The organism is Planctopirus sp. SH287 (genome assembly GCF_056500625.1).
Genome location: NZ_CM151403.1, coordinates 4,063,484 through 4,087,618, shown reverse-complemented (window position 1 = coordinate 4,087,618; position 24,135 = coordinate 4,063,484). Strand labels below are relative to the sequence as shown.

Annotated in this window: 19 protein-coding genes; 7 read left to right on the top strand and 12 right to left on the bottom strand. The window is 53.9% G+C overall.

Going from position 1 to position 24,135, the window contains the following annotated elements; genetic code table 11:
• Positions 1-5: 5 nt before the first annotated feature.
• From SH287x_RS15155 to SH287x_RS15115, 9 genes are all read right to left on the bottom strand, one after another.
• The gene (locus SH287x_RS15155) at positions 6-1,178 is read right to left on the bottom strand and encodes a glycosyltransferase (RefSeq protein ID WP_479515208.1); all 1,173 of its coding nucleotides are present in this window, start codon (positions 1,176-1,178) and stop codon (positions 6-8) included.
• On the bottom strand, positions 1,175-2,911 hold the full coding sequence (locus SH287x_RS15150; protein WP_479515207.1) for a glycosyltransferase: 1,737 nt from the start codon (positions 2,909-2,911) through the stop codon (positions 1,175-1,177). Before SH287x_RS15150 ends, SH287x_RS15155 begins: the two co-directional genes overlap by 4 nt.
• A complete protein-coding gene (locus tag SH287x_RS15145) occupies positions 2,908-3,822 on the bottom strand; it encodes a polysaccharide deacetylase family protein (RefSeq protein ID WP_479515206.1) in 915 nt (304 codons plus the stop codon). The genes SH287x_RS15150 and SH287x_RS15145 overlap by 4 nt, the downstream gene beginning before the upstream one ends.
• A complete protein-coding gene (locus tag SH287x_RS15140; RefSeq protein ID WP_479515205.1) occupies positions 3,819-5,174 on the bottom strand; it encodes a glycosyltransferase in 1,356 nt (451 codons plus the stop codon). The genes SH287x_RS15145 and SH287x_RS15140 overlap by 4 nt, the downstream gene beginning before the upstream one ends.
• Before the next feature lie 286 nt (positions 5,175-5,460).
• The gene (locus SH287x_RS15135) at positions 5,461-6,789 is read right to left on the bottom strand and encodes a GNAT family N-acetyltransferase (protein ID WP_479515204.1); all 1,329 of its coding nucleotides are present in this window, start codon (positions 6,787-6,789) and stop codon (positions 5,461-5,463) included.
• Positions 6,774-8,213, bottom strand: a complete 1,440-nt coding sequence (locus SH287x_RS15130) for a phenylacetate--CoA ligase family protein (protein WP_479515203.1) — start codon at positions 8,211-8,213, stop codon at positions 6,774-6,776. The genes SH287x_RS15135 and SH287x_RS15130 overlap by 16 nt, the downstream gene beginning before the upstream one ends.
• 87 nt (positions 8,214-8,300) lie before the next feature.
• Positions 8,301-9,686 (bottom strand): glycosyltransferase, encoded by a 1,386-nt coding sequence (locus SH287x_RS15125; protein ID WP_479515202.1) that lies wholly within the window; start codon positions 9,684-9,686, stop codon positions 8,301-8,303.
• Positions 9,683-10,948, bottom strand: a complete 1,266-nt coding sequence (locus SH287x_RS15120) for a GNAT family N-acetyltransferase (RefSeq protein ID WP_479515201.1) — start codon at positions 10,946-10,948, stop codon at positions 9,683-9,685. Before SH287x_RS15120 ends, SH287x_RS15125 begins: the two co-directional genes overlap by 4 nt.
• Before the next feature lie 46 nt (positions 10,949-10,994).
• On the bottom strand, positions 10,995-12,326 hold the full coding sequence (locus tag SH287x_RS15115) for an O-antigen ligase family protein (RefSeq protein WP_479515200.1): 1,332 nt from the start codon (positions 12,324-12,326) through the stop codon (positions 10,995-10,997).
• A 445-nt stretch (positions 12,327-12,771) separates the two neighbouring features.
• On the opposite strand from SH287x_RS15115, the gene SH287x_RS15110 reads away from it, so the two are divergent.
• Positions 12,772-14,262: a leucyl aminopeptidase gene (locus SH287x_RS15110; protein ID WP_479515199.1), complete on the top strand. Its 1,491-nt coding sequence runs from the start codon at positions 12,772-12,774 to the stop codon at positions 14,260-14,262.
• A 129-nt stretch (positions 14,263-14,391) separates the two neighbouring features.
• Positions 14,392-14,856: a PilZ domain-containing protein gene (locus tag SH287x_RS15105; protein ID WP_479515198.1), complete on the top strand. Its 465-nt coding sequence runs from the start codon at positions 14,392-14,394 to the stop codon at positions 14,854-14,856.
• An 83-nt stretch (positions 14,857-14,939) separates the two neighbouring features.
• Here SH287x_RS15105 and SH287x_RS15100 read toward each other — a convergent pair whose 3' ends face one another.
• A complete protein-coding gene (locus tag SH287x_RS15100) occupies positions 14,940-16,595 on the bottom strand; it encodes a thioredoxin-like domain-containing protein (protein WP_479515197.1) in 1,656 nt (551 codons plus the stop codon).
• Between the two features lie 456 nt (positions 16,596-17,051).
• Between SH287x_RS15100 and SH287x_RS15095 the strand changes: the two genes are divergently transcribed.
• The 5 genes from SH287x_RS15095 to SH287x_RS15075 all read left to right on the top strand — a co-directional run bounded on the left by SH287x_RS15095 (position 17,052) and on the right by SH287x_RS15075 (position 21,205).
• Positions 17,052-17,378: an ArsR/SmtB family transcription factor gene (locus SH287x_RS15095; RefSeq protein WP_479515196.1), complete on the top strand. Its 327-nt coding sequence runs from the start codon at positions 17,052-17,054 to the stop codon at positions 17,376-17,378.
• A 65-nt stretch (positions 17,379-17,443) separates the two neighbouring features.
• The gene (locus SH287x_RS15090) at positions 17,444-18,160 is read left to right on the top strand and encodes an MIP/aquaporin family protein (protein ID WP_479515195.1); all 717 of its coding nucleotides are present in this window, start codon (positions 17,444-17,446) and stop codon (positions 18,158-18,160) included.
• Entirely contained in the window at positions 18,145-18,561 is a 417-nt protein-coding gene (locus SH287x_RS15085) for an arsenate reductase ArsC (RefSeq protein ID WP_479515194.1), read from the top strand. The genes SH287x_RS15090 and SH287x_RS15085 overlap by 16 nt, the downstream gene beginning before the upstream one ends.
• A gap of 472 nt (positions 18,562-19,033) precedes the next feature.
• Positions 19,034-20,332, top strand: a complete 1,299-nt coding sequence (locus SH287x_RS15080) for an O-acetylhomoserine aminocarboxypropyltransferase/cysteine synthase family protein (RefSeq protein WP_479515192.1) — start codon at positions 19,034-19,036, stop codon at positions 20,330-20,332.
• 198 nt (positions 20,333-20,530) lie between these two features.
• On the top strand, positions 20,531-21,205 hold the full coding sequence (locus tag SH287x_RS15075) for a SinI family restriction endonuclease (RefSeq protein ID WP_479515191.1): 675 nt from the start codon (positions 20,531-20,533) through the stop codon (positions 21,203-21,205).
• Here SH287x_RS15075 and SH287x_RS15070 read toward each other — a convergent pair whose 3' ends face one another.
• Together SH287x_RS15070 and SH287x_RS15065 are read right to left on the bottom strand one after the other, a co-directional pair.
• A complete protein-coding gene (locus SH287x_RS15070; RefSeq protein WP_479515190.1) occupies positions 21,206-22,453 on the bottom strand; it encodes a DNA cytosine methyltransferase in 1,248 nt (415 codons plus the stop codon).
• A 218-nt stretch (positions 22,454-22,671) separates the two neighbouring features.
• A complete protein-coding gene (locus tag SH287x_RS15065; RefSeq protein WP_479515189.1) occupies positions 22,672-24,030 on the bottom strand; it encodes a 3-keto-disaccharide hydrolase in 1,359 nt (452 codons plus the stop codon).
• Positions 24,031-24,135 lie beyond the last annotated feature (105 nt).

Below are 24,135 nucleotides of genomic sequence, written 5' to 3'. Positions count from 1 at the left end.
TTGCGCTACCCCACTCTCTTCCACGTCACCTGATAGCGATTGCGTAACGCATCCCATTCCGCCAGCAGCGTTGTCCAGTTAAGTGTGGCGAACATCAGGAACGGAGCGCAATAACGAAGCTGCCCACCCCATGTCTGCGCCATGGCTCCTGCCAAAGCCAGCAGCCAGGCCAGCATCTGAGCTGCAAAGATCCACGCATAGAGCGGCTGCTCAATCGCCAGCAACAGATTGGTTGTCATCGCGATCAACAACAGCCAGGGACTGGCAAGTCGCAGTAACTTATGAGAGACGAATTCAAACCACAGAGGATTGCGCCAGGGAAGAATCAACTCTGGTCGCAAGACCACCAGTTGCACGTTCCCGGCAATGGTTCGACGTTTCCTTGTCGATTCATGGTGTGTGGTCTTGGCGGGGGTGTCCCAGGCAGTGGCATTGGCTTCAAACACACAGCGGCCACCCTGCATCACAGCCTGCATGGGAATGAGCACATCATCAAGGATCGTCTCGGGAGGAATCGCTTGAAAAGCTGACCGACGCAGGGCGTAACACGCTCCCGTGGCTCCGGGGACACCACGAAACGCACTCTCTTGCCGGCGGATGAACTTTTCATATTTCCAATAGAAACCGACCCCTTCGCTGGCGGTGGTTTCCTCGCCGGAAGAACGAAACTTCAACTCTCCCGAAACAACCACAACCTGTGGATCATCAAAACGTCGCAACAGTTTTTCGATGGTGTCTGGTTCAAACGTCTGCCGGGCATCCACAAACAACAGGATCTCGCCGGTCGCTAGCCGGGCCAGATCATTCAGCACTGAGGGTTTCCCGCGACGCTCAAAAAACGGCACCACATGAAGCAGTGGATCCTGAATTTCATTGAGAGCAGCCTGTGTCGCTTCGTCGGCTCCATCCAATCCCACCAGAATCTGCACGATCGGCCCCGAGGTGCGGGACTCCAGCAGATTGCGGATCTTGAGTGGCAATGTGGTCGGTTCATGATGGGCCGCCAGCAAGACCGTGACAGTACGCGAGACTTCAGTTGTCTGAGCGGCTGAAAGAAGTCGTGAACGACGGTTCTTCCACCTGGCGCACAGGGCAATGAACAGCGGATAACCAGCATAGATGTATGCCAGTAACGCCATGCTGCTCCAGAACAAGATCGTCAAAATCAGCGAACTCATGAGGCACCTCGTGAGGAAGCGAAGGCCACGCGAGACAGAAGTTCGGCCAGTTGTATGGTCTGTGACCGACGACTGAAACGTTGTAACGGGTCATCAACTGATAAAGCTGTAGCCTGTGATGGCTCACTCTGCTCTGACGTTTCAAACTGGATGCGCGACAGATGTTCGCCCAGCCATTGGGCAATCCCAACGCGATCCCCAGGAACAAAGTGTCCCTCGGGATGAAACTCTTGAATGATGTCGGCAGTCTCACCGTTCGGTATCACCGCCAGAATTTCTTTGCGCGTGGCAAGGTATTCAAAGAGCTTTGCGGGAACAACACGTTCGGCTCCGGGAACATCGCTCAAGAGCAGCAGCAGGCTGTCGGCCCGCGATTGTTCATCCAGAACCTGCTCGTGCGGACAATAGTCCCTCAATGAAACGTGGCAAGGCAACGCCTCCAGTTCCTGAAGGACACGCAACTGGTCAGGTGTTTTGCGACCAATGACGACGAACTCCAGCCAGGGCATTAACTCGGGTGACTGTCGCCCGAGTTCCTGAATGGCCTGCACGACCGGGCTGATATCGGTGAGGTTCCAGAGTGTCCCCGTATAGACCAGGCGGAATCGCTTGAATGCCTGTCCGAGATTACACCCTCTCCCGCTTGCAGGAGAAAGCTGGGGTGAGAGAATCGATGATTCACAAGTGTTGCCACTGGCAATGCTCTCCCTCTCATCCTGCCTGCGGCCACTTTCTCCCTCAGGGAGAAGGATTTGAGAGCCGCTTACGGAGAAGGATTGGTGAGTTTCCGGACAGGCTCTTAAGGCCACAGGGCTTTCCGAAGTCGCAGAGACATGTTCTTTCAACTCAGCAGGTGATGTGGAAAAATCTTCGGTATCAAAACCGTTGTAAATGGTTTCCACAGGAGTCTGAAGCCCCAGCGCGTGCAATCGCTGCCTCAGAGCCTCGCTGCTCGCTTTAGTCGTGGCGATGACCGCGTCGGCTGCTCGCAGAACGCCCCGTTGCATCCGTTCCTGAATCGTGTGACTGAACCAGTGACCGCCCGAATTTTCCAGGTATTTGCTGCTCAGATCCCATTCATCGCGGTAATCCAGCACGAGCGGAATGCCGAATCGCGCCTTCAGTCGCCTGCCCAGCAGAAAACTGGAATAGGGTGGGGCTGTCACCAGAATGGCATCATGTGGTAACACGCTGAGAGTCTGACAAGCGGCTTTCCAGGCAGAAGGCAACCACAGACGCTGGGCATCAGGTTGTAGCAACGTCGTGGCAGCCGATCTGGCCATTTTTTTTGCCAGAGAAACCACGGGGGCAATGGCACCATGAAAGAGACGGCGAAGCATGTTGCCTCGCGAAGGTGCCGCTGTTTTTGCCGAACCCGTGACTGCTTGTTTGAAACGGTATCCTGGCTCGAATGTCTTGGCTTTGATGACGCGGATATGGCGAGGAATCTCTGAGAGAAGACTCTCATCAAGCAGAGGAACTGAAGGATTTTCCACCGTCAATACGGTGACCTCCCAACCCAATTGATCGAGATACTTCACCCACTTGGCGGGCCGCTGGACTCCCGCGCCACCGACTGGAGGAAAACTGTACGCCACCAGCAGAACTCGTGGCCGGACACTCTTTTCTTCTGGCGATGTCAGCGATGTGCGCTGAATGCCATAACCCGCCGCAAAACGCGGAGGTTCAGCCAGCGATTGTAACCATTCAGGTACAGGGCGAGCGGCCGTCACCACTGGATCTTCTCCGGATCAAGGGGGGATGAGTCGAACATGTCGATGGCGATCTGCTCCTCCACCAGTCGCTGATGAGACGCCCGACGTGCAGGTTGCTCGGCAGGCTCACGCCCCCCAAAACTGCTGACGGGGATTTCATCCAGACTGACAGTCTGAAGGATCAGATTGTCTGTCGATGCAGGAATGAAGGGGCGAGAGTCGGTCTCTGGTTGTTGCTGATTTTCATAGAACTCAGATTCTGTCTGTCGCGGAGAATTTGTTCGCGGCACAAGTTGACTGAGCGTCACCGCTTCCCATTCGCGGTACCAGCCTTCGCGTGCCCACAAACGGACAGCAATCCCGGCAAAGCGATGGACATCATGCAGCAGCACCACATCTCCCCGGCGGGGCATCGTGGCTTCGCTCCAACTGACAAGCTCATCAGCAGAGATCATCCGCCAGTCTTTGGGATCGAGCGACCATAAGGCGATGGAAAGTTGCTTTTGCACCAATCCTCGCCATTTGCCGATCGTCAGCGCACCTTTGGGAGGACGCATCCAGCGGGGACGAACCCGTGTCAATCGCTCCAGCCAGTCTTGAGTCTGCTCGACTTCATCCAGAAACTTCTGTGTCGAAGTCTGGGCCGGTTCGCTGTGTGTCCAGGTATGGTTTCCCAATTCATGCCCCTCGGCCACGATCCGTCGCACCAGATCGGGATACCGGGCGGCACGTTCTCCGACCACAAAGAATGTGGCCCGTGCTCCCACTTGATGGAGAGCATCCAGAACGAACGGCGTGTGAATCGGATCCGGGCCGTCGTCGAACGTCCAGGCAAACTGATTGGCATCAGCGCGCGCTTTCACCAGCCAGTCTTCGGGCGAAGAAAACTGCGTCATCACCATTTTGACAATTTGTTTCACAGGGTTCATCGCAGACCTCCTGCAATGCCCAGTGAAAGATAGGCGTATTCATCCGCGATGGACGTTTCGCTCGTGCGCAGCAGTTGTTGTAATTCGTCGTCAACCATGCCACGCACACAACCATCATGAGTGTGAAATCGCTCGATGCACGCCTGGAGTGTTTGCTCCAGGCGGCAGGTCGATTCCTCCAGCGAAAGAGGCCGCCAGCGACGCGGAATGTCAGACTCGACATCCGCGGCTTTCGCATGATTGAGCAGGTCTTCGATGGCGTTGGCCAATGAGAGAGGTTGTGCCGGAGGCACCAGACGATCCCGATGGGGATCAGCGATTTCCGGAATGCCGCCCACTTCACTGGCGACAAAGTTCGCTCCACAGGCCATGGCTTCCATCAGCACATTGGGCACCCCTTCAGAGATGCTGGGAAGCACCACGGCATCAGCCACACGGTACCAGTCTGCCAATCTTTCCTGAGAACAGGCACCCGCAAATGTCACCAGATGAGAAATCTGCAACTCTGCAGCCTCGGTTTCCAAAGCCTTCTGAAGTGGCCCTTTTCCCACGAAAACACACCGAAAACGCATACCGCGATCTGCCAATGAGCGGCAAGCCCGCAAGAGATATTCCCACCCTTTGACCGGTGCCAATCGACCAGGAGCCACCAGCAGTGGCACATCCTGCGGTTGCTGAAGCCTGGCACGCGCTTCACGTCTTGAACCGGGAGAAAAGAGCGAAGTGTCAACACCGCGACGGACAACATGCAGCTTCTGTTGAGGAACTCCATCTTCCATCAGAACACACGAGAGATCGCGACTGACAGTGATAACCATGTCGGCCTGATGTAATGCCGTGAGAATGGCCCGCCTTCGAGCGCCACGGCGCCCCAGCAGAAGCACATCGCTCCCCCCGGTCATGACGGCTGAAGGAATCCCCGCGCGGTGGGCGTATTCGTTGGCCACCGCACCATCGGGATGAGACCAGTAAGACAGAATAATCTCAGGCGAAAACTCGCGTATCACCTGCGGTAGCACCTTGCGGCACGACCACGAGAGGCACTGGTGATACTGTGATCGCAAAATTTTTGGCGGATAAAAAAAAGGGAGATAAGTCGTTTCCACCCCAGGGACTGCACAGAACTGGCTGGGCGAAATTTGAGGCCGACCACCCGGAAGAATACCCCGATACCACTGATTCCAGGGGACGGGACAAACGACACGAACTTGATGTTGGCGGGATAATTGTTCGACCGACGCGGACGCTGTCCTCGACTGATCACTCAATCCCGCTAACATCGTGCGGTTGAACGTTCCCAGTCCCGGATTCCACGGGTTCGGAAAATTGTGTGAGAAAAACAGGACTCTCATGCCGCCATTGTCCTTGCTACGGCCCGCAGCAAAGGGTGGAGAAACCACAAGTCAGGCCATTCGCTGCAACACGAACGCCCTGGGAAAAATATTGCAATTTGATTCAAACTCCCTCTTCCTCAGGGAGAGGCCCGGGGTGAAGGCGATCAATCACAGGTGAGGGCCTGATCAATCACCAGCGTTTCCACAAGCAACCTTCACTCCCTCATCCAAAGCAATCCCCCTGATCCGGCCTGCAGCCACCGTCTCCCACAGGGAGAGACGGATTTAATCGTCACAGGCAAACCTAGCTTGCGATTTGATCGGATGTCGGAGGTTTACCGTCCGCTGTGTCGACTTTTTGCAACCTCAATGTCCGTTCACGTTTCCAGCGGGTATAGCCATCTCGCAGTGCAGCCCCGTATCTCCGGGCGTGATTCATCAGGCAGGCACTTCCGAACAGGGCCGACGCCACACTCTGATTTGGCACGATCCAACTGGTTCCGCTACGGCTTTCTGACGTGCCGAAGATTCGTTTGTACTCGGCCTCTCCTCCTCCAAAGTCAAACCACCGGGGAGTATTCACCAGCAGCATGTCTTCCAGAACGTCAATCAGCATGAGCAGCCCGGGGGAATAGTCTCCAAAATCTTCATGGAACCCCACCTCTTCATAGTGGAACGTCTCACCAGCCTGATTCCCGACAAGGAACGCGACTGGTCGATCATCGAGCGACCACAAGTACGAGCGAAACATCCCCGCGTCGGCCATAGCCGTCATCAGTTCGCGATCCCGTTGATCGTTGCGTATCCGCAAACCCAGTTCATGAGTCTGCCACGTATGGCGGGAAATTTCTGAAGCGGCTTCCAGAAAGCGGGGAACATCGCGACGATCGGTGATGCACTCCAGCTTGCGGGAGCCGCACTTCTTTTGTTTGCGTTTGAAGCCGTTACGCGTCTTGCTGGAGAACTTGCTCCAATAGGCTGCGGCTCCTCCAGTCAGTTCAATGCGTCGTCGCGGGCGATATCCATAAGGAACCACGACGTGATAATCCGGGCCACTCATGGACTGAACCGCCCCGTAAAGAAGCGTGTCGACATCCAGATCTTCAATTTGCAGGAAGCCTCCGCGTGTTTGCTGCAAATGCGATAAAATCGCTGCAAACAGCTGCCGACACCGCCTGTTCGCTTCGTGAGATTCAGAGTGATGAGCGTTTGATTGAAGTAAGCTCCCCCCGACCAGATGCCAACCAGTCATCGTCAACGGAATTGGTAAATGGGTCAGTCGACGAGCCGTGACTTGCTTGGGCAAAAGGATCGCAAGGCTTTCCCAGTCTTCGCCGGAACTGAAAATGAAGACCTGTGGTTCCCAATCAGCACTGGTGGGTTTTTGTCCCCAGAACTTCCACTCTGCCGCCACATGCTGCGGATGAAGCACGGCATAGGCATTATCAGACCTGCTCAGCAGATCCTCCCATTGAGCAACCAGCCGGGGTTCCGCCAGCACCTGCTCCAGGGGGAATCTCTGCACCCGGCATTCTGGCAAGACCTCGTGGGCTGCCTGTGCCGATTTTTTGACAGATCCGTTACTGACAGACTGGTGATTCAGGTTCGATGGGAAATTCATCGTGACGGACATGAGGTCGCTCCTTCCCCATCGGCCACCGATTCGGCCGCAGATTTGGCCACAGATTCAGCAACAGGCTCGGCCACAGTGTGAGCGAGATGGTTGACGACCACTTTCAGTTTCCCTGCCTTGGTCAGAGGAATGTCATTCACCACTTCCAGCTTGATTCGCACGACAGGGCCAACACCTTCATGCAGGTCGCGCAGCAGGTTTTCTTCATCGGTTAGCGTCATACCACCATGAACCACCATGCGGATGACAATCTCGCTGAGTTCCGATTGAATCACCTGAAAACGGCGGATCGACCGATAGTCTTTCAACAGATGAGGGAAGAATTCGCCAGGGACTTTACGGCCATCAGGAGTGGATAAGACATCCAGTTGGCGGCCGGTCACTTTCCGCAACAGTGGCAATCCCCGACCACACGAACACTCCGTAAAGCCAGCCACAGCGCGGTCACCATTGACATAGCGAATGAACGGCAAGGCATCATTGAAAAGGTCAGTAATAACGACGTTCCCCACTTCTCCATCTGGCGTGGGGTTCCCCTCATCATCGAGCACTTCAACGAGCAGGTTTTCCATGCTCAAATGAAGTCCTTCGTGCTTTTCGCATTCGGCTCCGATCAGCATGAATTCGCGCGAGCCATAGGTTTCAAAGACCGGAGCACCGAACACCGCTTCCAGTTTAGTTCGCTGGAAGTCATGCAGTTTCTCCGCCCCGACCACAATCGATTGGGGCTTCCAGACTGAAAGCCCTTCCCGTTCAATAAAACAGGCGAATTCGTAAGCCGCATTGGTGTAAGCGACAATCACTTCCGGACGCCAGGCATTCAATCGCTGAAGCTGGCGGTGCATCATTTCCGGAGTGAATTCAAAGCAGCTCAACACGAGTTGATGATCAAAAGCATGATGCAGCGACATCTTCCATCGCTTCCAGGCCGCCAGACGCGAAGGGGGAGTTCCCCAGATATAAAGCTGGCGGGAACCCGGAGCCGCCTGCGCCCAGCCATAACCCCGATGCGTCATCGCCACACGACGATCATTGCTGTCGGCGCTGAGTTCAAAATGCAACGGTTCGCCGCTCGACCCACCGGTACTTTTCGTGATCCGTGGCATCTCGGTCGTGCTGCGCAGCTTTAAGCGATGCTGGTGAATCGTCTCGCGATGCAACAGCGGGATTTTCTGAAAGTCTGCCAGTGAGCGTATCGACTCTGCGTCAATGTCATGCAACTTGAAAAGCTGCTGATAATAGGGCGATGTCTTTTGCGCGGCGCTCAGTAAGCGACGCAGGTCAACAAGCTGCTGCCTCTCCAGTTCGGCTCGGGAGTGCCATTGCGTGGTTTCCGCCTGCGCCCAGTATTTCATGGTGTTGCGACGTTTAATCGCCCCATCAAACACCGGAAGCAGCAGATGACGATAGAGAGTCTGGTACATGGATGGCACTGCTTTTCCTGCAAGAGACGAAACCGATTGGCACGTGTTTGTTTTTTGTCAGCTGTCAGTTGTCAGCTTCCTCACCTCTTAACCTCTTCGCATTCCCTCTTCTTCGCTTTTCCGCTTCCCTGCTTTTCCGCTCTCCCCCTTTGCCTGAACGATCAGCTCATACAGCCCGGTGTAATCATCGATCATGCGGTCGATCTGGAAGAATTCATTCACGCGCTCACGGCCGGCTGTCCCCATCGCCATCCACTCGTTCCGGAGTTCACACATGCTCAACATCGCCTGAGCCAGTGCGGTGACATTCGCTGCCGGCGCCAATAGTCCGGTCACGCCTTCAAGAATGATTTCCGGATTCCCCCCAACTGATGTCGCAACGACAGGCAATCCCACAGCCATTGCTTCCAGCAGTGTCAGCGAGATTCCTTCACTCAAGGAGGAACTGACAAAGAAACCAGCTTGCCCCAACAATTCAGGAACATCGTGCCGCTCGCCCAGAAAGCGGACATTTCCCGTCAGATCCAACTCAGCCGCCAGTGCTTCCCAAGGTTTGCGTTCTGCTCCCTCCCCCACAATGACCAATCGAAACTCGGGATACTTGTCACAGACCAGCCGCACGGCTCGGAGCATCGTCCCCAGGTCTTTTTCTGCCGACAGTCGGCTGACGGTAATCGCCACCATCTCTTGTGACGAACCTTGCCAGCCGAATTGCTCCGGATCAATCCCGTTCCAGATCCGGGTCACAATGCCAGTTGGCAAACGGTCTTCGCGAATGCAGAGTCTGGCGGCATCGTCTGATACCGCCACAATGCGATCCACCAGATGGGATGTCAGACGATATTGAAGATTCGCCCGCCAGTTGTGACCCAGCCGCTGACCATGCCGGGTGTTGATGATCACTGGCACTCCCGACCAGCGAGCCGCCAGAGAAGCGTAGAGATGCGGGTAGGTATTGTGCGTGTGGATGACGTCGAATTGTTTCGACTGGAAGAACGCACTCATTTCGCGAAACTGGTTCCATCGTCCGCGTGTTTGCAGTTGATGAACGTCACATCCCGCCTCGCGGATCTTCTCAGCAAACGGGCCAATCTCACTCATGGCCAGGAAGGTCAGTTCAACGCGACTGCTGTCGTACTTACGGGCGAAATCAACCAGTAAACGTTCCAGCCCGCCCGTCTTAAGTGTCAGACTGACATGACAGACGCGCAGTGGTCGATGGGCTTCTTCTCTTGTGTTGCTTTCATTGGAATCCACTTCACGGATAACCGACGGGTAAGCACTCTTCGGTCTTTCCACAGCAACCGACATCGCTGCGACTGGCATCTCTGCAGTTGGCGTCGCTGCAGTTGGCGTCGGGGACAGAGCCATTGGTGACGTCTGTGGCGAACCCAGTGGCCTGTACCCAGGCGGAGCCAGGCAAGGAAGTGCGGTTAAAGGATGGAATGCTGTCGGGAAAGTGCTGATCGTCATTCGCTGGCCTTCTTTTCCTTCGGCGTTGATTCTGCGGCCGATGGCGATATTTCTGTGGAAGTTACTGATGATTGAACATGTCGCTGAAACTGAGACACCCACTGTCTGGAAAATTGCTTAACCTCACGGAGCCGTTCAATCACGGTTCGCTTCCAGGACGGCCTGATCCAGCGACCCCAGACAAGCTCACCAGTGTGTAATGTCAGGCGGCGCTTGTGGTATGTTTCGCCAGCCATAAAATCGAACGCCTCCAGGCCATGTTCTTTACAGGCCAGAAGTGTCAGCCAGTCGGTCAGCATCCCCGGACTGCGCTGTGATTCATGAGGAGCATGCCCGCTTTGGTAAAGCAGGCCGCGGCCCCGATCAATCAGCAGATGACTGCACCCGACGACTTCACCACCCTGCCTGATCCGTACGAAGACGGCCTTGCCCGCTGGCACCAGTTCATCCAGCAGATGGCGATGAAATTGAGTAAACGGCTCACTGGCATAGGCCCCCGGCCGCCCTTCAGCGATCCAGCGTGCCTGATGGAGCCGAATAAGATCGTCGAAAATATCTTGGGCATGTTCGACCGTGGTGGCCCATTCTGTGGAAGCTCCCTCATAGAGCCTGAGGTTGCGTCGTATGGCACGTCGGGATTGAGCCGTCAACTGCTCAATGATCGTTTCAGGAGCCTCTTCGGGATTAAATTGCGTCTGATAGCAAGGTCGCTGCCGCAAGAGAAATTGCGGAAAACTTTTGAGAACAGAGTCCAGATCGTGTGATGTAAAACCATCCAGCCGGAGTTCGTCCCAGCCGGATCTTTGGGAAAGAACAGCGACAACCTGATTCAAAAAGTGTTGGCGGTAAGGCTCAGCCACGCAGACCGTGTTGTATTCCACCACGACGCTATCGGTATCGGTTTCCCCCGCCGTTCCCAGATGCAGCGTGCGTAATCGAATGGGGCCTTCATACTGCAGCTCACTGGTCACCACCAGCAGAGCGCCCTGAACAATCCCGTTATCTTCCGCAATGACAATTTCTGGCGAAAGCCGGTCGCCATAATGCTTCAGCCAGGCACATGTCCAGGCGGTGGATGAGGTCAATCCCTGCCATCCCAGCCGGGTTTCCAACTCCTGCCATTGAGCCAGCGCTTCGGGGAATGTCTGGCGGCGGTGCCAGGTGAGGTGAAGTCCGTTTTTTGACTGACGGCATGTCGAGGCATCGGCTCCACCGCAGACACGGCTCGGGGGGAATTCAGGAATGGATTGAGTGATCGACAAGGGATCGCTTCCCAGAGTTAGAAGACCAGAACCAGGCAAACATCCTTCAGGCAAAGATCACCGTGAAGAGATACAAACCCACGAAAACAGCACCACTGGCCATCGTCAGTCGCAGAGCCTGTGGCAGATTCCAGACCACCAGCGGCGCCGGCTGCGATGACGATCTGGCGGCCAGATGCAGATAAGCCGCCGCTAGTCCCAGCACCATGTAAGTGGGCACGACATAACAACGGGAGAGCGAAAACATCGAAGTACACCACCCCGCCAGAAGTGCTCCCAGATAGGGCCTGAACCGCAATGCTTCTTTGTCGAAGTGGGGATACTGGCGGAAACCCATGCGATACAGCTGCACAAACGCGAAGAAAAACGCTCCAAAGAACAGCGTCCCTCCAAAGATTCCCAGCTCGACATAAGCGTGAATAAACGAGTTATGGGCTACCAGCCCAGCGACGTCGGGATACCCGCCATACCCAATTCCAAAGAGAAGATCGCTCGATTTGAGAGCATCAAAGCCATCGCGCCACAACTGGACTCGTTCGCCCCCCGTGCTGTCATTCAAATCGAGATTCGCCTGACGTCCTCCCACCACCGGCAAGGCACACAGTCCCAGCACTCCCAGCAAAACCGCCATCTTGATCCCGCCACGAAACACGGCCAGCGTCATGACGGCAGCAGCAGCAGCCAGCAGGCCGCCTCGCGAGCGGGTATCGACCAAACCGATCATCAAGACCACGATCGCGCCCAGCCAGCCAAATCGCAGGGGGCCAAAAGGCTTCGAGGTCAGGAAATACGTCGATAGCACACCGGCTGCCACAATCAGCATCGCCAGATCGTTAGGATCCTGAAAAATCCCCAGCCCCCGCATTCGCAGGACAAGAGAGACTTCGCCTTCGTCATCCACACCGTCAAAGTCGGCGAGATGTTCCACAAAGGTGAAGTCCACCAGTCCATGGAAGTCCGCCACACACATCGCGACGGCGATCACCGCACAAGATGTGACCGTCAAAAGGAATGCCCGCAAACGAGGGGCGCTATTCACATTCACTACCAGCAGGGCAAAGTACACCAGCACTTTGGCAAAAGCCGTAGAGGATTCGACCAGTCCCCCCACATAAGCATGTGAGGCATGGGACAGGGCAATCGCCACAAGTAATGCCAGGACACAGAGAATGACAGGTTGATATTTCAGCGTCGGCCAGCCAAATTTGGCCTGAAGTGCAGGAAATGAAAACACCAGACAGCCGCCAATCAGGGCTTCATAGATTGGCAATCCATCGAGCGCTTCAAAGATTTCTGCCGGGCGGAGAAACAGCGTGGCCGTCACTGCCAGAAGGAGAAGGAACGCCGGTTCTTGAACTCGCCCTCCCGCTTTTGTCACGTCTCAACCTTTGAAATCTTGATACACGCTTCGCCATCCCCACATCAGGTGGGCCGCCAGTAGTCAACATCTGGCGAGGCATTCAACGGACAATCCCTGAATGCGCTGACTTCTCGAAACATAGGTCACACTTGCGAATCATCCGGCTGAGGGATTAGTTGACGGGCGAAGTTCCTTCCGTAAGTGACGAATTTTCCGCCAATAACGATTCTCTGGCCGTGAGGTTTTCATCAAATATGATTGATGCGACTTGACCATTGGTTGTTGTCACTATGGGCGAACGATCAAATAGCGGTACGCAAGCCGGATGAGAGTCGATCTAGTCCGGCCAGCACCGTTGAGATGAATGTCATTAGATTTGGCCGAGAAATACGGAAAATACGGAGTTGGGGTGCAACAGCCGACGATCGGCTCGCCTCTCTCCCACTATGGAAAGTTGATTTTCATGAACGTCAAGACGTCCACTGCACCAGCAGCGACCTGGATGGGAAACTGGTTGATTGTTCCCGTGAGTGAATCCACTTCACTCAATATCCACCTGGAGGAACTGGATGTCGTAGCGGGTGGCCTGTTGACCCGATTGCGTGAAGCGGGTGATCTTCCCACCAAGTCGGCAAGCCTGTTGGCACTCAAAGGTGTCTCGGGACTGGGCGTCTCGCGCGTGTTGCTCGTCGGGTTAGGCTCTCCCGAACAAATCACTTCACAGTCGCTGGATCGGGCGTTAACAGCCGCATTCCGAAGCTTGTCAGACAAGCCGGGGCTTGATATTGGACTACTGGTTCCACCAGCGGCCATCCTCGGAAGCAAGACCGTTCCCGAGTACATTGCCAGTGGCGTCGCTGCCGGGGCCATTGGATCTTCCGGGCAAGATCTTTACCGGACAGAACGCACACGCTACGCTTTCAACAGTGTGCAGATTATTGCAAATGACAACTGGAATCAGGCCGTTGAACGTGGCCAGATTCTGGGCGAATCGATCAACCTGACACGCGAGTTGGTCAATCGTCCGCCACAAGATGTGAATCCCGTTACCGTCGCTGATCGTTGCTCGTCATTGGCGGCTGAGTATGGCCTGGCCTGCGAGATTTTTGATGTGCCTCGTCTCGAAGCCGAACGCATGCACTCACTGCTGGCTGTCGCTAAAGGGAGCAGCGTTCCCGCCAGAATGGTGAAACTTGATTACCGCGGTGCCAAGAATCAGACCAGCCACATAGCGTTTGTCGGGAAAGGCGTCACCTTCGATTCAGGTGGCCTTTCACTGAAACCCACGGATGGCATGCTTAATATGAAGTGCGATATGGCCGGGGCTGCCACAGTCCTGGGAGCCATTATCGCGATTGCCCGACTCAAGCTGCCGGTGAATGTGACGGCCTATCTCGGGCTGGTGGAAAACATGGTCAGCGGCGAGTGCTATAAGCTGGGCGACATTCTGACAGCACGTAATGGTGTCACGATTGAAGTTCTCAACACCGATGCCGAAGGACGTCTCGTGCTGGCCGATGTTCTCACCTATGCCGTTGATCAGGGAGCCGAAAAGGTCATTGATCTGGCAACACTCACGGGGGCCTGCGTGGTCGCGCTGGGAGAAGATGTTGCGGGTCTGTTCAGCAATCATGAAGAATGGAGCGGCCAAGTGGCCCAGGCGGCCAAGACTGTGGGCGAAGACATGTGGCCTCTCCCTACCTGGGATTGCTACGACGAACTGATCAAAGGGGACGTGGGAGATATTAAAAACACGGGGGGCCGCTGGGGTGGTGCTATTACTGCCGCCAAATTCCTGCAAAAATTCGTCGCCGGTAAGCCCTGGGTGCATCTCGACATCGCTGGCCCGGCGTATCTTTCCAGCGCGAAACCCTGGCGAGAAGCCGGCGCAACGGGCTTTGGTGTCCGCACACTGGTGCAGCTTGCCGAAGCCTCCAGCAACTCTGGGCAATAGGTTGAACTCAGCCAATCTTTGACCATGGCCATCGGAAATTCTTCAAGTTGAGGGATTTCACTGGATTTCACCTCGCCATGACCTAAGTTTTCATTTCAATGTGAACGCGAGGTCAGGCGAGGAGATGCCATGGAACGTCGACGGGAATTTGATCGCCGGGCGGTTGCGCGAAACATGGCAGGCGATATTCGCCTTTCCACAGGGCGACGTTTGCGCGATCGTCGCCAAGCCCGGCGTCATGCCTCTCCCGCTACGTTAAGGTTGATGCGACTGACGGATGGCCGCACAGTTCTCACACCCGGTCGAATCGTTGACAGTTCCTCGACCGGTGTGCGATTGCTGATGCCGACCCCCATTGATGGCCGCCATTGGCGTGTGGGAGAGCAACTGCTGATTGAACTGCAGGATCCGCTCCTACCGCCGACCACCATGGTGGTGGAGGTCATCTGGCATGAACCACTGGGTTGCGAAACGATTCTTGGCTGTCAGTTCCAGACAACTCTGGTTCTCAAACAACTGGCCGTTCTGCAACGCCTGAGCGAACCCTCCCAAGGTGCTTTTTCGATCAAGGCTTTGAAAACGGAAAAGCCCTAAAAGCTGGCGATGCGCCTCCCCATAGATACGCCCACAGAGATACGCTACAGAGATCATCGGCAGATCAAAAGTGGAGATTGTTGCTATGGAGCAGGCGGTGATTCCTGCTTGATTAGCTCTGGAGGAGTCAGCCCCTGCACCTGAAACTCGGTGGCTTCTTTGGATGTCAGATTGACCTTGAGAATCCGGTGATTGTTGGTATCTGCAATCAATAGAAAGTCACCCGCCACTGTCAGCCCTGCCGGCTCGGAGAGCTGCACAGGAGACAACGAATTCCCTGGTTTGCCTGTCCCCAGCCAGGTCTCACTGGTTTGGTTATCGGGATCGACCAGCTTGATTTTCTGATTGTAGCTATCGGCGACATACAGCTTCCCATCATGGAAGAGAATTCCCAGGGGATGTTGCAATCGCACTTTGGCCCCTTTCCCATCGACATCACCAAACTCAAACAGGCTCGCACCACGCGGAAGGTCGGATGCACCGACAACAGTGCTCACACGGCCTGTCGGACGAGCTAACGACTTTTCTTCGCTGGCGGTAATCTTCCGCACAGAAGAACCTTCGCTATCCACAATGAACAGGCTGGTTCCATCACTGGTGATTCCTGAAGGCTGTGCCAACGCCGCCTGAGCCAACCCCCCGTTGACAATGTCTTCACGTCCCGAACCTGCGTAGTTCTGGATCGTCTCACTTCCCAACTGATGTGACCAGAGTTGGTGCGGGCCGGCCATCGCGATATAGAGCACATTATTCAGAATGAAGAGATCCCAGGGACTGTTAAGTGCCGTCGTCTCGAGTTCGCCGCCGGTCTCTCGTCCCCGCGCCTGGACTCCGGTGCCGGCCAGTGTGTTGACGTCCCATGTTTCAAGATCAACCGTACGCAGCAGATGGTTCTCGGTATCAGCGACATAGAGCGTGTCACCCTTGAGAGCCATTCCCTGCGGATGATCAAATCTCGCAACCTCGGCAGGCCCATCCAAGGCGCCGATCTGACCATCACCAATCACTCTGACCAGTTGACCTTCCAGCGTCGCAACCACGATGCGATTGTGATTGCTATCAGAAATGTAGACCTGATTACGTGCCGGGTCGGCCAGGATTTTTCCGGGGAATCGTAACGGAGTGGCGGTCTCCTTCCCGCGTTCCAGATCGAAAGCGATCGGTTCTTCGTTCAATGTTCCTTTGGCGCGATGATAGTCTGCCAGCTTACCGACAACAGTATCGAGGAGTTCGCGATTTCCTTCACCGGAAGCGATGCCGCAAAATTGTCCTTCAGGATCGATCAGCACCACAGAAGGCCAGGAACGGATATTGAACTTCCGCCAGATCGTCATTGCGGCATCGTTGACAACAGGATGCTCAATTTCATATCGAAGAATGGCTTTACGGATGTTGCCAGTCTCTCTTTCGTTGTCAAACTTGGCCGAGTGGACACCGATGACCACCAGCTCTTTTCCGTACTTCTTTTCCAGATATTTGAGATCAGGCAGAACATGAATGCAGTTAATACAGCAGTAAGTCCAGAAATCCAGGATAACGACCTTCCCGCGAAGGTCTTTTAATGAGAGTGGGCCACTGGTATTCAGCCATTCGATACCACCATCGAGTGACGGGGCAGGTATCCGGTTGGGAAAGGGATTTTCCGGCTGGCCTTTTTCTGGCACAGCGGCACCACTGCCCGCTTCCTGAGCCACCGCCACGTGCGGCAAGCACATCAACCCCACGGCAACCAAGGCCATGATGCATCCCTTGATGAAAGGAAGACCATGGGCGGAACAGATCGATGGAGCAGTCAGGGCAGCGAAGGTCGCGTGCGTCGTTCGCCGGTGAATGAAGGTCAACATAAACCAACCTTTCCAGAGTCAATCATGTAATCAGGTCATTGGCAGAGACTGGCAACTGGTGGGTTCAAGATCGCCAAGCCTCGGAAAGCGTATTAAGGATACGCAAAGAGACATTGAAAATCTTCACCTCTCTTTCCAGATCATCGATATTTCTGGAAGGTGAAAGCCGTTTTGTGTTCTCAGTGATGCGAGAGTTGTAGTGGCAATGAGGTCTCCCTCTTTCAAAAAATTGCGAGAGTTTTGGCCCAAATTTGATATTGATGTCGTACAACACATTCCAACAGGTGTGGCGCTTGATTTCTGTGAATTCCCAAGCTTGACGAGATAGGCCGCAATGGGCAGTATGGCGATATGGCCATATCAGATAAACAACGAATCCGCTACGAGGCACGCGCCAGAATTGCCAAGGCAATGGCTCATCCGAGCCGCCTGCTGATGCTGGATCTACTTCAGAAAAAAGAGATGTGCGTTGGAGATCTGACCATCGCCGTCGGGGCTGACCAATCGACCGTATCCAAGCATCTGGCCATCCTCAAAGACGTCGGCCTGGTGACCCTCCGGAAAGATGGCTCAATGAATTACTACCAGCTCAAATGCGACTGTCTTGATCATTTCTTTTCTTGCCTGGAAGCCGTGCTGGTCTCTGATCTGTCTTGCCGGAAAAAAGCGGTTAACTGATTTTTTTGAAGATAATCATGGCGATATGGCGATGATGCCATGCAGTGGCGGAGTGAACGAGCAAGATGATTCAGAACAGCGATTGGCGAAAGTACATGGCAGAAGCCATGGGAACATTTGCCCTGGTCTTCGCAGGAACCGGGGCCATCGTGATCAATGATGTCAGCCAGGGGACTGTTTCGCATGTGGGCATTGCGATGACATTCGGACTCGCCGTGATGTCAATGATCTATGCTCTGGGAGACATTTCCGGTGCTCACATCAATCCTGCTGTCACGCTGGCCTTCTGGGTTGCAGGCCGATTTTCGCAGAAACAAGTCCTGCCTTACATTCTGAGCCAGTTAGCCGGTGCGTTGGTGGCGAGCGGGTTGTTGCGCCTTCTGTTTCTTGAGCATCCAGATCTTGGTGCGACATTGCCTTCCGGTTCATGGTGGCAGTCGTTCATTTTGGAAGTGGTGCTGACGTTTATGTTGATGTTCGTCATTCTCAACGTTTCGACCCAGGACAAAGAGAAAGGGATCATGGCGGGGGCCGCGATTGGAGGGGTGGTTGCCTTTGAAGCCATGTTCGCCGGCCCGATCAGTGGCGCTTCAATGAACCCCGCCCGTTCCCTCGCCCCGGCCGTTATCAGCGGGGAACTTCAAGACTTGTGGATCTACCTTCTCGCCCCTCCTCTGGGGGCATTGATCGCTGTGATCGGTTGCTGCTGTGTGCAGGGAACCGAGTGTTGCTCCTCTCAATCAACTCTTCCCAAGGACGTCATTGAATGCCACGTGTCTTAATTCTCTGTACGGGAAACTCATGCCGCTCTCAAATGGCGGAAGCTCTGTGGGAAACTCTGGGCGATGGTCAATGGGTCTCCGAGTCAGCGGGGTCGCGCCCTTCGGGATATGTGCATCCCCTCGCCATCCAGGCGATGAGTGAACTGGAGATCGACATTTCCAGCTACACCAGCAAATCACTCACTCAGTTTCAGAACGAAGCATTCGATCTCGTGGTCACTGTCTGCGATAACGCTAAAGAAGCATGCCCAGTGTTTCCCGGCGCAAAGGAAGTCCTTCACTGGCCATTTGAAGACCCCGCTGAAGCCACAGGCACAGAAGCGGAAAAAATGATCTTCTTCCGGCGCGTGCGAGACGAGATCAAAGACAAGATTTCCCATTACCTTAATACCGGCGCTTAAGAGACGGCGGGCAAAGAGACAGCAGGTGAAGAGGCCTTACGATGACCAACTGATCGGCTATCGATTTTCTGGGGAATCCTGTGTGAAGGTCGTGATCAGTTAACCCCCTTCTGTGGGAGGCATTCTTCTTAACAGGAGTGTCATGAACGAGGAGATTCGATTTTCAGCCAGGTGTCAGTAGTGGTTCGTGTGACTTCCACAGTGGGGGCAAGAATCGGTCAGTTGGCCATTTGCGAGGCGTTCAGTAATCAGCTAACTTCTCAACTCCGACTTAACCGATGGTATTTGGTGATTGTCAGGTCGGTGGCCCCATTCGGAAAGAGAACGTGGGACAATTTTTCCGTCCTGTTCTCTGAGAGGCTCTCACAAAACCTCGGCTGCCGCTGGATCTGACGAAGCTTTTGGCATTTCCAAACCAGCACCACCGGTTTTTTCAGGAGTGATTACTCTCAATTTTCGTGGAAGTCACATCATGACCCAATCGTATCGTCCGGAAACGCTTTGCCTGCATGCGGGCCAGTCGGTTGACCCCACGACGGGTTCACGCGCGGTGCCGCTGTATCAGACAACTTCATACGTGTTCAACAGCACGGATCACGCCGCCCGCCTGTTCGCACTTCAGGAATTCGGCAACATCTACACCCGGTTGATGAACCCGACCACCGATGTGCTGGAAAAGCGGCTGGCTGCTCTCGAAGGGGGCAGCGGGGCACTCTGCGTGGCTTCGGGACAGGCTGCAGAATCCATCGCATTGCTGAACCTCTGCACGGCTGGCGATAACTTTGTTTCCGGCACCAGCCTTTATGGCGGGACTTACAACCTGTTCCATTACACCTTCCCTCGTATGGGGATCAACGCCAAATTCGTTGATCAGAGCCAGCCCGAGAACTTTGCCCGGGCCATCGATGACAAGACGAAAGCGATCTATCTGGAAACTATTGGCAACCCGCGAGTCGATGTGCCTGACCTGGAAGCGATTGCTGATATTGCTCACAAGGCCGGCGTGCCGCTGATCGTCGATAACACGCTGGCTTCGCCCGTCCTCTGCCGTCCGTTTGATTTTGGCGCAGACATCATTGTGGAATCCTGCACCAAGTTCATCGGCGGGCATGGAACTTCCATCGGCGGCGTGATCATCGAAAAAGGTGGCTTCCCCTGGGATAACGGCCGCTTCCCCGAGTTCACCGAACCAGACCCCAGCTATCATGGCATGAAACTGTTTGAGACCTTTGGCCCGATGAATCTGGCTTATATTCTCAAATGCCGCGTGCAGGGACTCCGCGATCTCGGCCCCGCCATGAGTCCGTTCAACGCTTTCATGTTCTTGCAAGGTCTGGAAACGTTGCATCTCCGTATGGAACGCCACAGTTCCAACGCTCTGGCTGTGGCCAAGTTCCTGGAAGCCCATCCCAAGGTGAGCTGGGTGAACTATACCGGACTGGAGTCACATCCTTCTTATCAGCTGGGAAAGAAGTATCTGACGAAGGGCTGCGGAGCGATTCTGGGCTTCGGTATTAAGGGAGCCACCCCGAAGCAGCAGCAGGAAAACGGCATCAAGTTGATTAACAACGTCAAGCTGTTCTCGCACCTGGCGAACGTGGGTGACTCAAAGTCGCTGATCATTCACCCATCCAGCACCACTCACCAGCAACTAAACCCCGAAGAGCAGGCATCTACAGGGGTCACGCCAGACTTCATCCGCCTGTCGATCGGCACTGAAGCCATTGAAGACATCCTCGCCGACCTGACACAAGCTCTCGCTGCTGTGTGACCCCTTAATAGACAGAGCCGAAGGACCCTTTGGTACTTCTTAAAAAGGCACGGGCAATCGCATGGAAAATGTGGTTGCCCGTGTTACTTTTTGAGCGTTGGAAGGACTTTCGATATTAACGAAGCTTGATTAGGCGACTCGCGCAAAGGTGTAACTCGTCAGTATCTCTGTGCCCGAATCTGAAAATAGAATCCATTCATGCTAGCTGATAATGAAATCTCACACATAATAGAAAAACGCATTTCTGAAACTTCAGCCGTAAAAGGCTTTGTCCAAATCTGCAATTTTCTCATAGAGCATCCAGAGTTTCTTAGCTGGAGAGGGAAATCACCGAATTTAGCGACAACTGCGGGAGTGGACGCTCTTGCGCAGAAGTATGCGAGAGATTGGCTTCGTAATGATATTGCACCACCAAGTTCGACGACGGTGCCAGACGACATTGTGTCATTTCTGCTCAAAGTGGCACATGGATACGACGAATCTCAATTGAAAAACATCGAGATTGACCACAGACGCGCCATGATCGCTGAAAACTGTGTCGGCCATCTCCTTGAAAGATATATAGCGACCAGACTGCAATCTGAGGGGTGGAGTTGGTGTGCTGGCAGCTTTGTCAAAGCGATTGATTTGCTGAAAAGAAAGCCTGATGGAACATGGATCTTATTTCAGATAAAGAACCGGGATAATTCAGAAAACTCTTCCAGCAGAAAAATTCGTTCTGGAGCCGAAATCAAAAAGTGGTTTCGCAGCTTCAGTAAAACTGGCAAAACCAACTGGGGAGGTTTCCCGTTCCAAATTCAAGGCGATCCTTTAACGGAGGATGGATTCAAAGAGTTTGTTCGCCAGTATGTTGAAAAACACCAGGCACGATAGCTATCTGAAAAGAACCATTTGCTGGCCATTCATCTGCCGCCCGACTTGCTTTTTCCCAGAATGAAATTGTGATTCCCAGTCATGATCACGCGTGTTTCGATATCGAGAATACTGAAATTCTTCATATTGAATGACGGTTTGATTTTTCAGTAATTGCATAACCAGACTTCCCACGGCTGTCCCCAAACCAACGGGGACGGCATTTCCTATTTGCCGATATTGCTCTAGCAGTGATCCTGCGAGCTTCCAGGTCGGGGGGAATTCTTGGATACGGCGATATTCCTCAATCGATAACGGGCGATCTTCGACAGGGTGAGCTAAATCGGTGGCAGGCATTGCTGGATGCGTGACTAATGTCGGTGCCGGTTTATCCCAGGCCAATCGGCGGAGAAATCCAGTTTTTCCGCCACCTGCTAAATAGGATTTTCCAAGAGCTTCTTCCTGAAGTTTCACAGGCAGCGAACGCCAATTCTGCCCTTCTTTAAGAAGGCGATAGTAATGAAGTCGCTTTTCAGGGAAGTCGATATGACGATGCTCTATTAAGTCGCCGGTTGCTTCTCTAAAAGTCGTCCATTTCGGAAGGCCAAACGAACCAGTTTCGCTGTGAGTAGGCACTAAATATGGCGGTTTTTTACCATCGCGAGAACAAATCAACACGACTCTTTCTCGTATCTGCGGCGTCCCAAAGTTTGCAGAATTATAGAGATCAAAGCTGTAGCCGTAACCATTCTGCTTAAGCAGACTCAAAACAAACCTCAACGCACCACCGGGCATCTCATCTTTTGATAGCTCATCGAACTCGGGGCCACGGAATTGATGAGGACGATGTGTCATGGGGCATGACAGTAGTCCTCTTACATTCTCAATGACAAGAAATCTGGGCTTGATTTGAAACACCACTTCCAGGAATTTCAAAAAAACGTTTCCTCTGTCGTCCTTAAAGCCATTGCGCTTTCCCGCAGTGCTAAACGCTTGGCAAGGTGGCCCACCAACGACAAGGTCGATTTCTTCTGGCTTCTTTCCAACGAAATCTAATATTTCTTTAGCCGAATAACGATTTAGATCTTCAAGGACAGGGATAAATGGGCGGTTAAGAGCGATCGTTTCTCTGCAATAGCGGTCTGAATCACAGGCGAGAAGAACTTCAAATCCGGCATTTTCCAGCCCTTGATCCATCCCCATGGCGCCAGAGAAAAAACTCAGACAAGTCGCTTGATGTTTTTTTTTACTTTTTTGTGACTGCGTCATTTAAAGTTCTATTCCTGATCAATAGATATCATCAGTTTCGTTGATCAGCAGGCATCAGTTCAGCGAACATCACTCACGCATGTGCAAGCTTGGGCGTTTAATGGCAATTATCAATATCATTGGTACAAAAAGCCACCGCCGGATCAACCTGCGGTGGCTTTTTTGAGAAATGACGATGTCCGATCGATTCCAAGTCCGACCGATCCTATGAACACGCCTTACTTTGTCAAAGGTCGGATCGATACGTGGCGGAACGCGACGGGGTCGCCGTGGCCGGCGAATCCGAAGTGGCCTTTGGTCAGATCTTTGCCGGGATGAGGGGAGTTGGCCATGAATTCAGTGGCCTTGGAAAGGTCGGTATCCAGAATGACTGTTCCGTTAAGTTCCACCTTGATTGTGCTGCCGTTGACCGTCACTTCCTGAAAGTTCCATTCTCCCTGAGGACGGAGGTAACCACGAGTTGCCGCTGCCACACCATAGGCGGAGCCATGGTACTGGCGAACATCCAGCTTCTGGTATTGAGGAGCGTCATTATCGAGCACCTGGAGTTCGGTCATGCCGGTGTAGGCGGGATTGCCGTTACCGGGAAAACGAATGGCGAGACCATTATTTCCGCCGGGAGGAAGCTTGAATTCCACACGCGCCACGAAGTTGTCAAACTCCTTCTCTGTGAAAAGGTTGCCCCCTTTTCCTTTCTGGCAGCGAATGGCCCCATCGACCACTTCATATTGATCGGTGGCGCCGGCCCAGCCATCAAGGGACTTGCCGTCGAAGAGCGGTTCAAAACCCGCGTTATTTTTTGAAGCGAGAATCTGATTGGCTTCTTCGCTCCCGATTTTGCGAACAAAGATATTCTTCCAATGAATCTCACCGCCGTGGGTTTGCAACTGGATAAACCCATTGCGGCGAAGAGGCGCAGGCTTGTCCCAGTAGTTGTTCATGATGGCATGGTCGACGACAAGCTGATCGTTGAGATAAACCGTCGTACGAGCACCGACCTGAATAATGCGGAAGCGGTTCCATTCGCCAAAAGGCTTATCAGCCTTGACCAGTGGGTCTTTGCCGGGTTTTCCGGGAAGATTATTCCAAAGGCCACCCGAGCCTTTGTCAGCACCAATCGCGAACTTGGATGTTTCGGTCGTGTCCCAGATCTGAATTTGGGGGGTGGTTCGCAGATAAATGCCGCTGTCGGCTTTAGGAACAGTTTTATAGTCAACAAACAACTCGATATCGCCAAACGATTCATCGGTGGTCAGATATAACCCGTGACCATCGTTGGTGAGCACTCCGTCTTTGACCGACCAGTGCTGCGCAATGTCAGCCAGGCTTTTCTCTTTGAAGGCGGCGAACTCCTCAGGAGTCATCGCGTCGAGCTTACGGGGGTCAAATGTTCCCAGCCCCCACCAACCGGCGAGATCCTTGCCGTTAAACAGGGCGGTAAATCCCGCTGGCGGAACATTGTCCTCGGCAGCTGCGGGGAAGCCACTGGCGGCGACAATCGCAAGAACTGTAAAAACTTTGGCAAGCTGGCTGGTGCAGTGCTGAAGGCGGGGAAATAAGCGGAGAGCATGGGGCATTGATGAGTCCTCAGGCAGGGAAACAAAGACTTCAACTGAAGGACGTTGCTCGCGCCTGGCAACAATCCCGTCATGGAAGAATCATCAGCCTAATAGTTCATTTAC

Excerpts from the sequence above, each read along its gene's own strand:
- SH287x_RS15090 (WP_479515195.1), top strand. The coding sequence starts at position 17,444 with ATGATTCAGAACAGCGATTGGCGAAAGTACATGGCAGAAGCCATGGGA.
- SH287x_RS15095 (WP_479515196.1), top strand. The coding sequence starts at position 17,052 with ATGGCCATATCAGATAAACAACGAATCCGCTACGAGGCACGCGCCAGA.
- SH287x_RS15085 (WP_479515194.1), top strand. The coding sequence starts at position 18,145 with ATGCCACGTGTCTTAATTCTCTGTACGGGAAACTCATGCCGCTCTCAA.
- SH287x_RS15145 (WP_479515206.1), bottom strand. The coding sequence starts at position 3,822 with ATGAACCCTGTGAAACAAATTGTCAAAATGGTGATGACGCAGTTTTCT.
- SH287x_RS15155 (WP_479515208.1), bottom strand. The coding sequence starts at position 1,178 with ATGAGTTCGCTGATTTTGACGATCTTGTTCTGGAGCAGCATGGCGTTA.
- SH287x_RS15130 (WP_479515203.1), bottom strand. The coding sequence starts at position 8,213 with ATGTACCAGACTCTCTATCGTCATCTGCTGCTTCCGGTGTTTGATGGG.
- SH287x_RS15080 (WP_479515192.1), top strand. The coding sequence starts at position 19,034 with ATGACCCAATCGTATCGTCCGGAAACGCTTTGCCTGCATGCGGGCCAG.
- SH287x_RS15110 (WP_479515199.1), top strand. The coding sequence starts at position 12,772 with ATGAACGTCAAGACGTCCACTGCACCAGCAGCGACCTGGATGGGAAAC.
- SH287x_RS15065 (WP_479515189.1), bottom strand. The coding sequence starts at position 24,030 with ATGCCCCATGCTCTCCGCTTATTTCCCCGCCTTCAGCACTGCACCAGC.
- SH287x_RS15105 (WP_479515198.1), top strand. The coding sequence starts at position 14,392 with ATGGAACGTCGACGGGAATTTGATCGCCGGGCGGTTGCGCGAAACATG.
- SH287x_RS15075 (WP_479515191.1), top strand. The coding sequence starts at position 20,531 with ATGCTAGCTGATAATGAAATCTCACACATAATAGAAAAACGCATTTCT.
- SH287x_RS15125 (WP_479515202.1), bottom strand. The coding sequence starts at position 9,686 with ATGACGATCAGCACTTTCCCGACAGCATTCCATCCTTTAACCGCACTT.
- SH287x_RS15100 (WP_479515197.1), bottom strand. The coding sequence starts at position 16,595 with ATGGCCTTGGTTGCCGTGGGGTTGATGTGCTTGCCGCACGTGGCGGTG.
- SH287x_RS15135 (WP_479515204.1), bottom strand. The coding sequence starts at position 6,789 with ATGTCCGTCACGATGAATTTCCCATCGAACCTGAATCACCAGTCTGTC.
- SH287x_RS15140 (WP_479515205.1), bottom strand. The coding sequence starts at position 5,174 with ATGAGAGTCCTGTTTTTCTCACACAATTTTCCGAACCCGTGGAATCCG.
- SH287x_RS15070 (WP_479515190.1), bottom strand. The coding sequence starts at position 22,453 with ATGACGCAGTCACAAAAAAGTAAAAAAAAACATCAAGCGACTTGTCTG.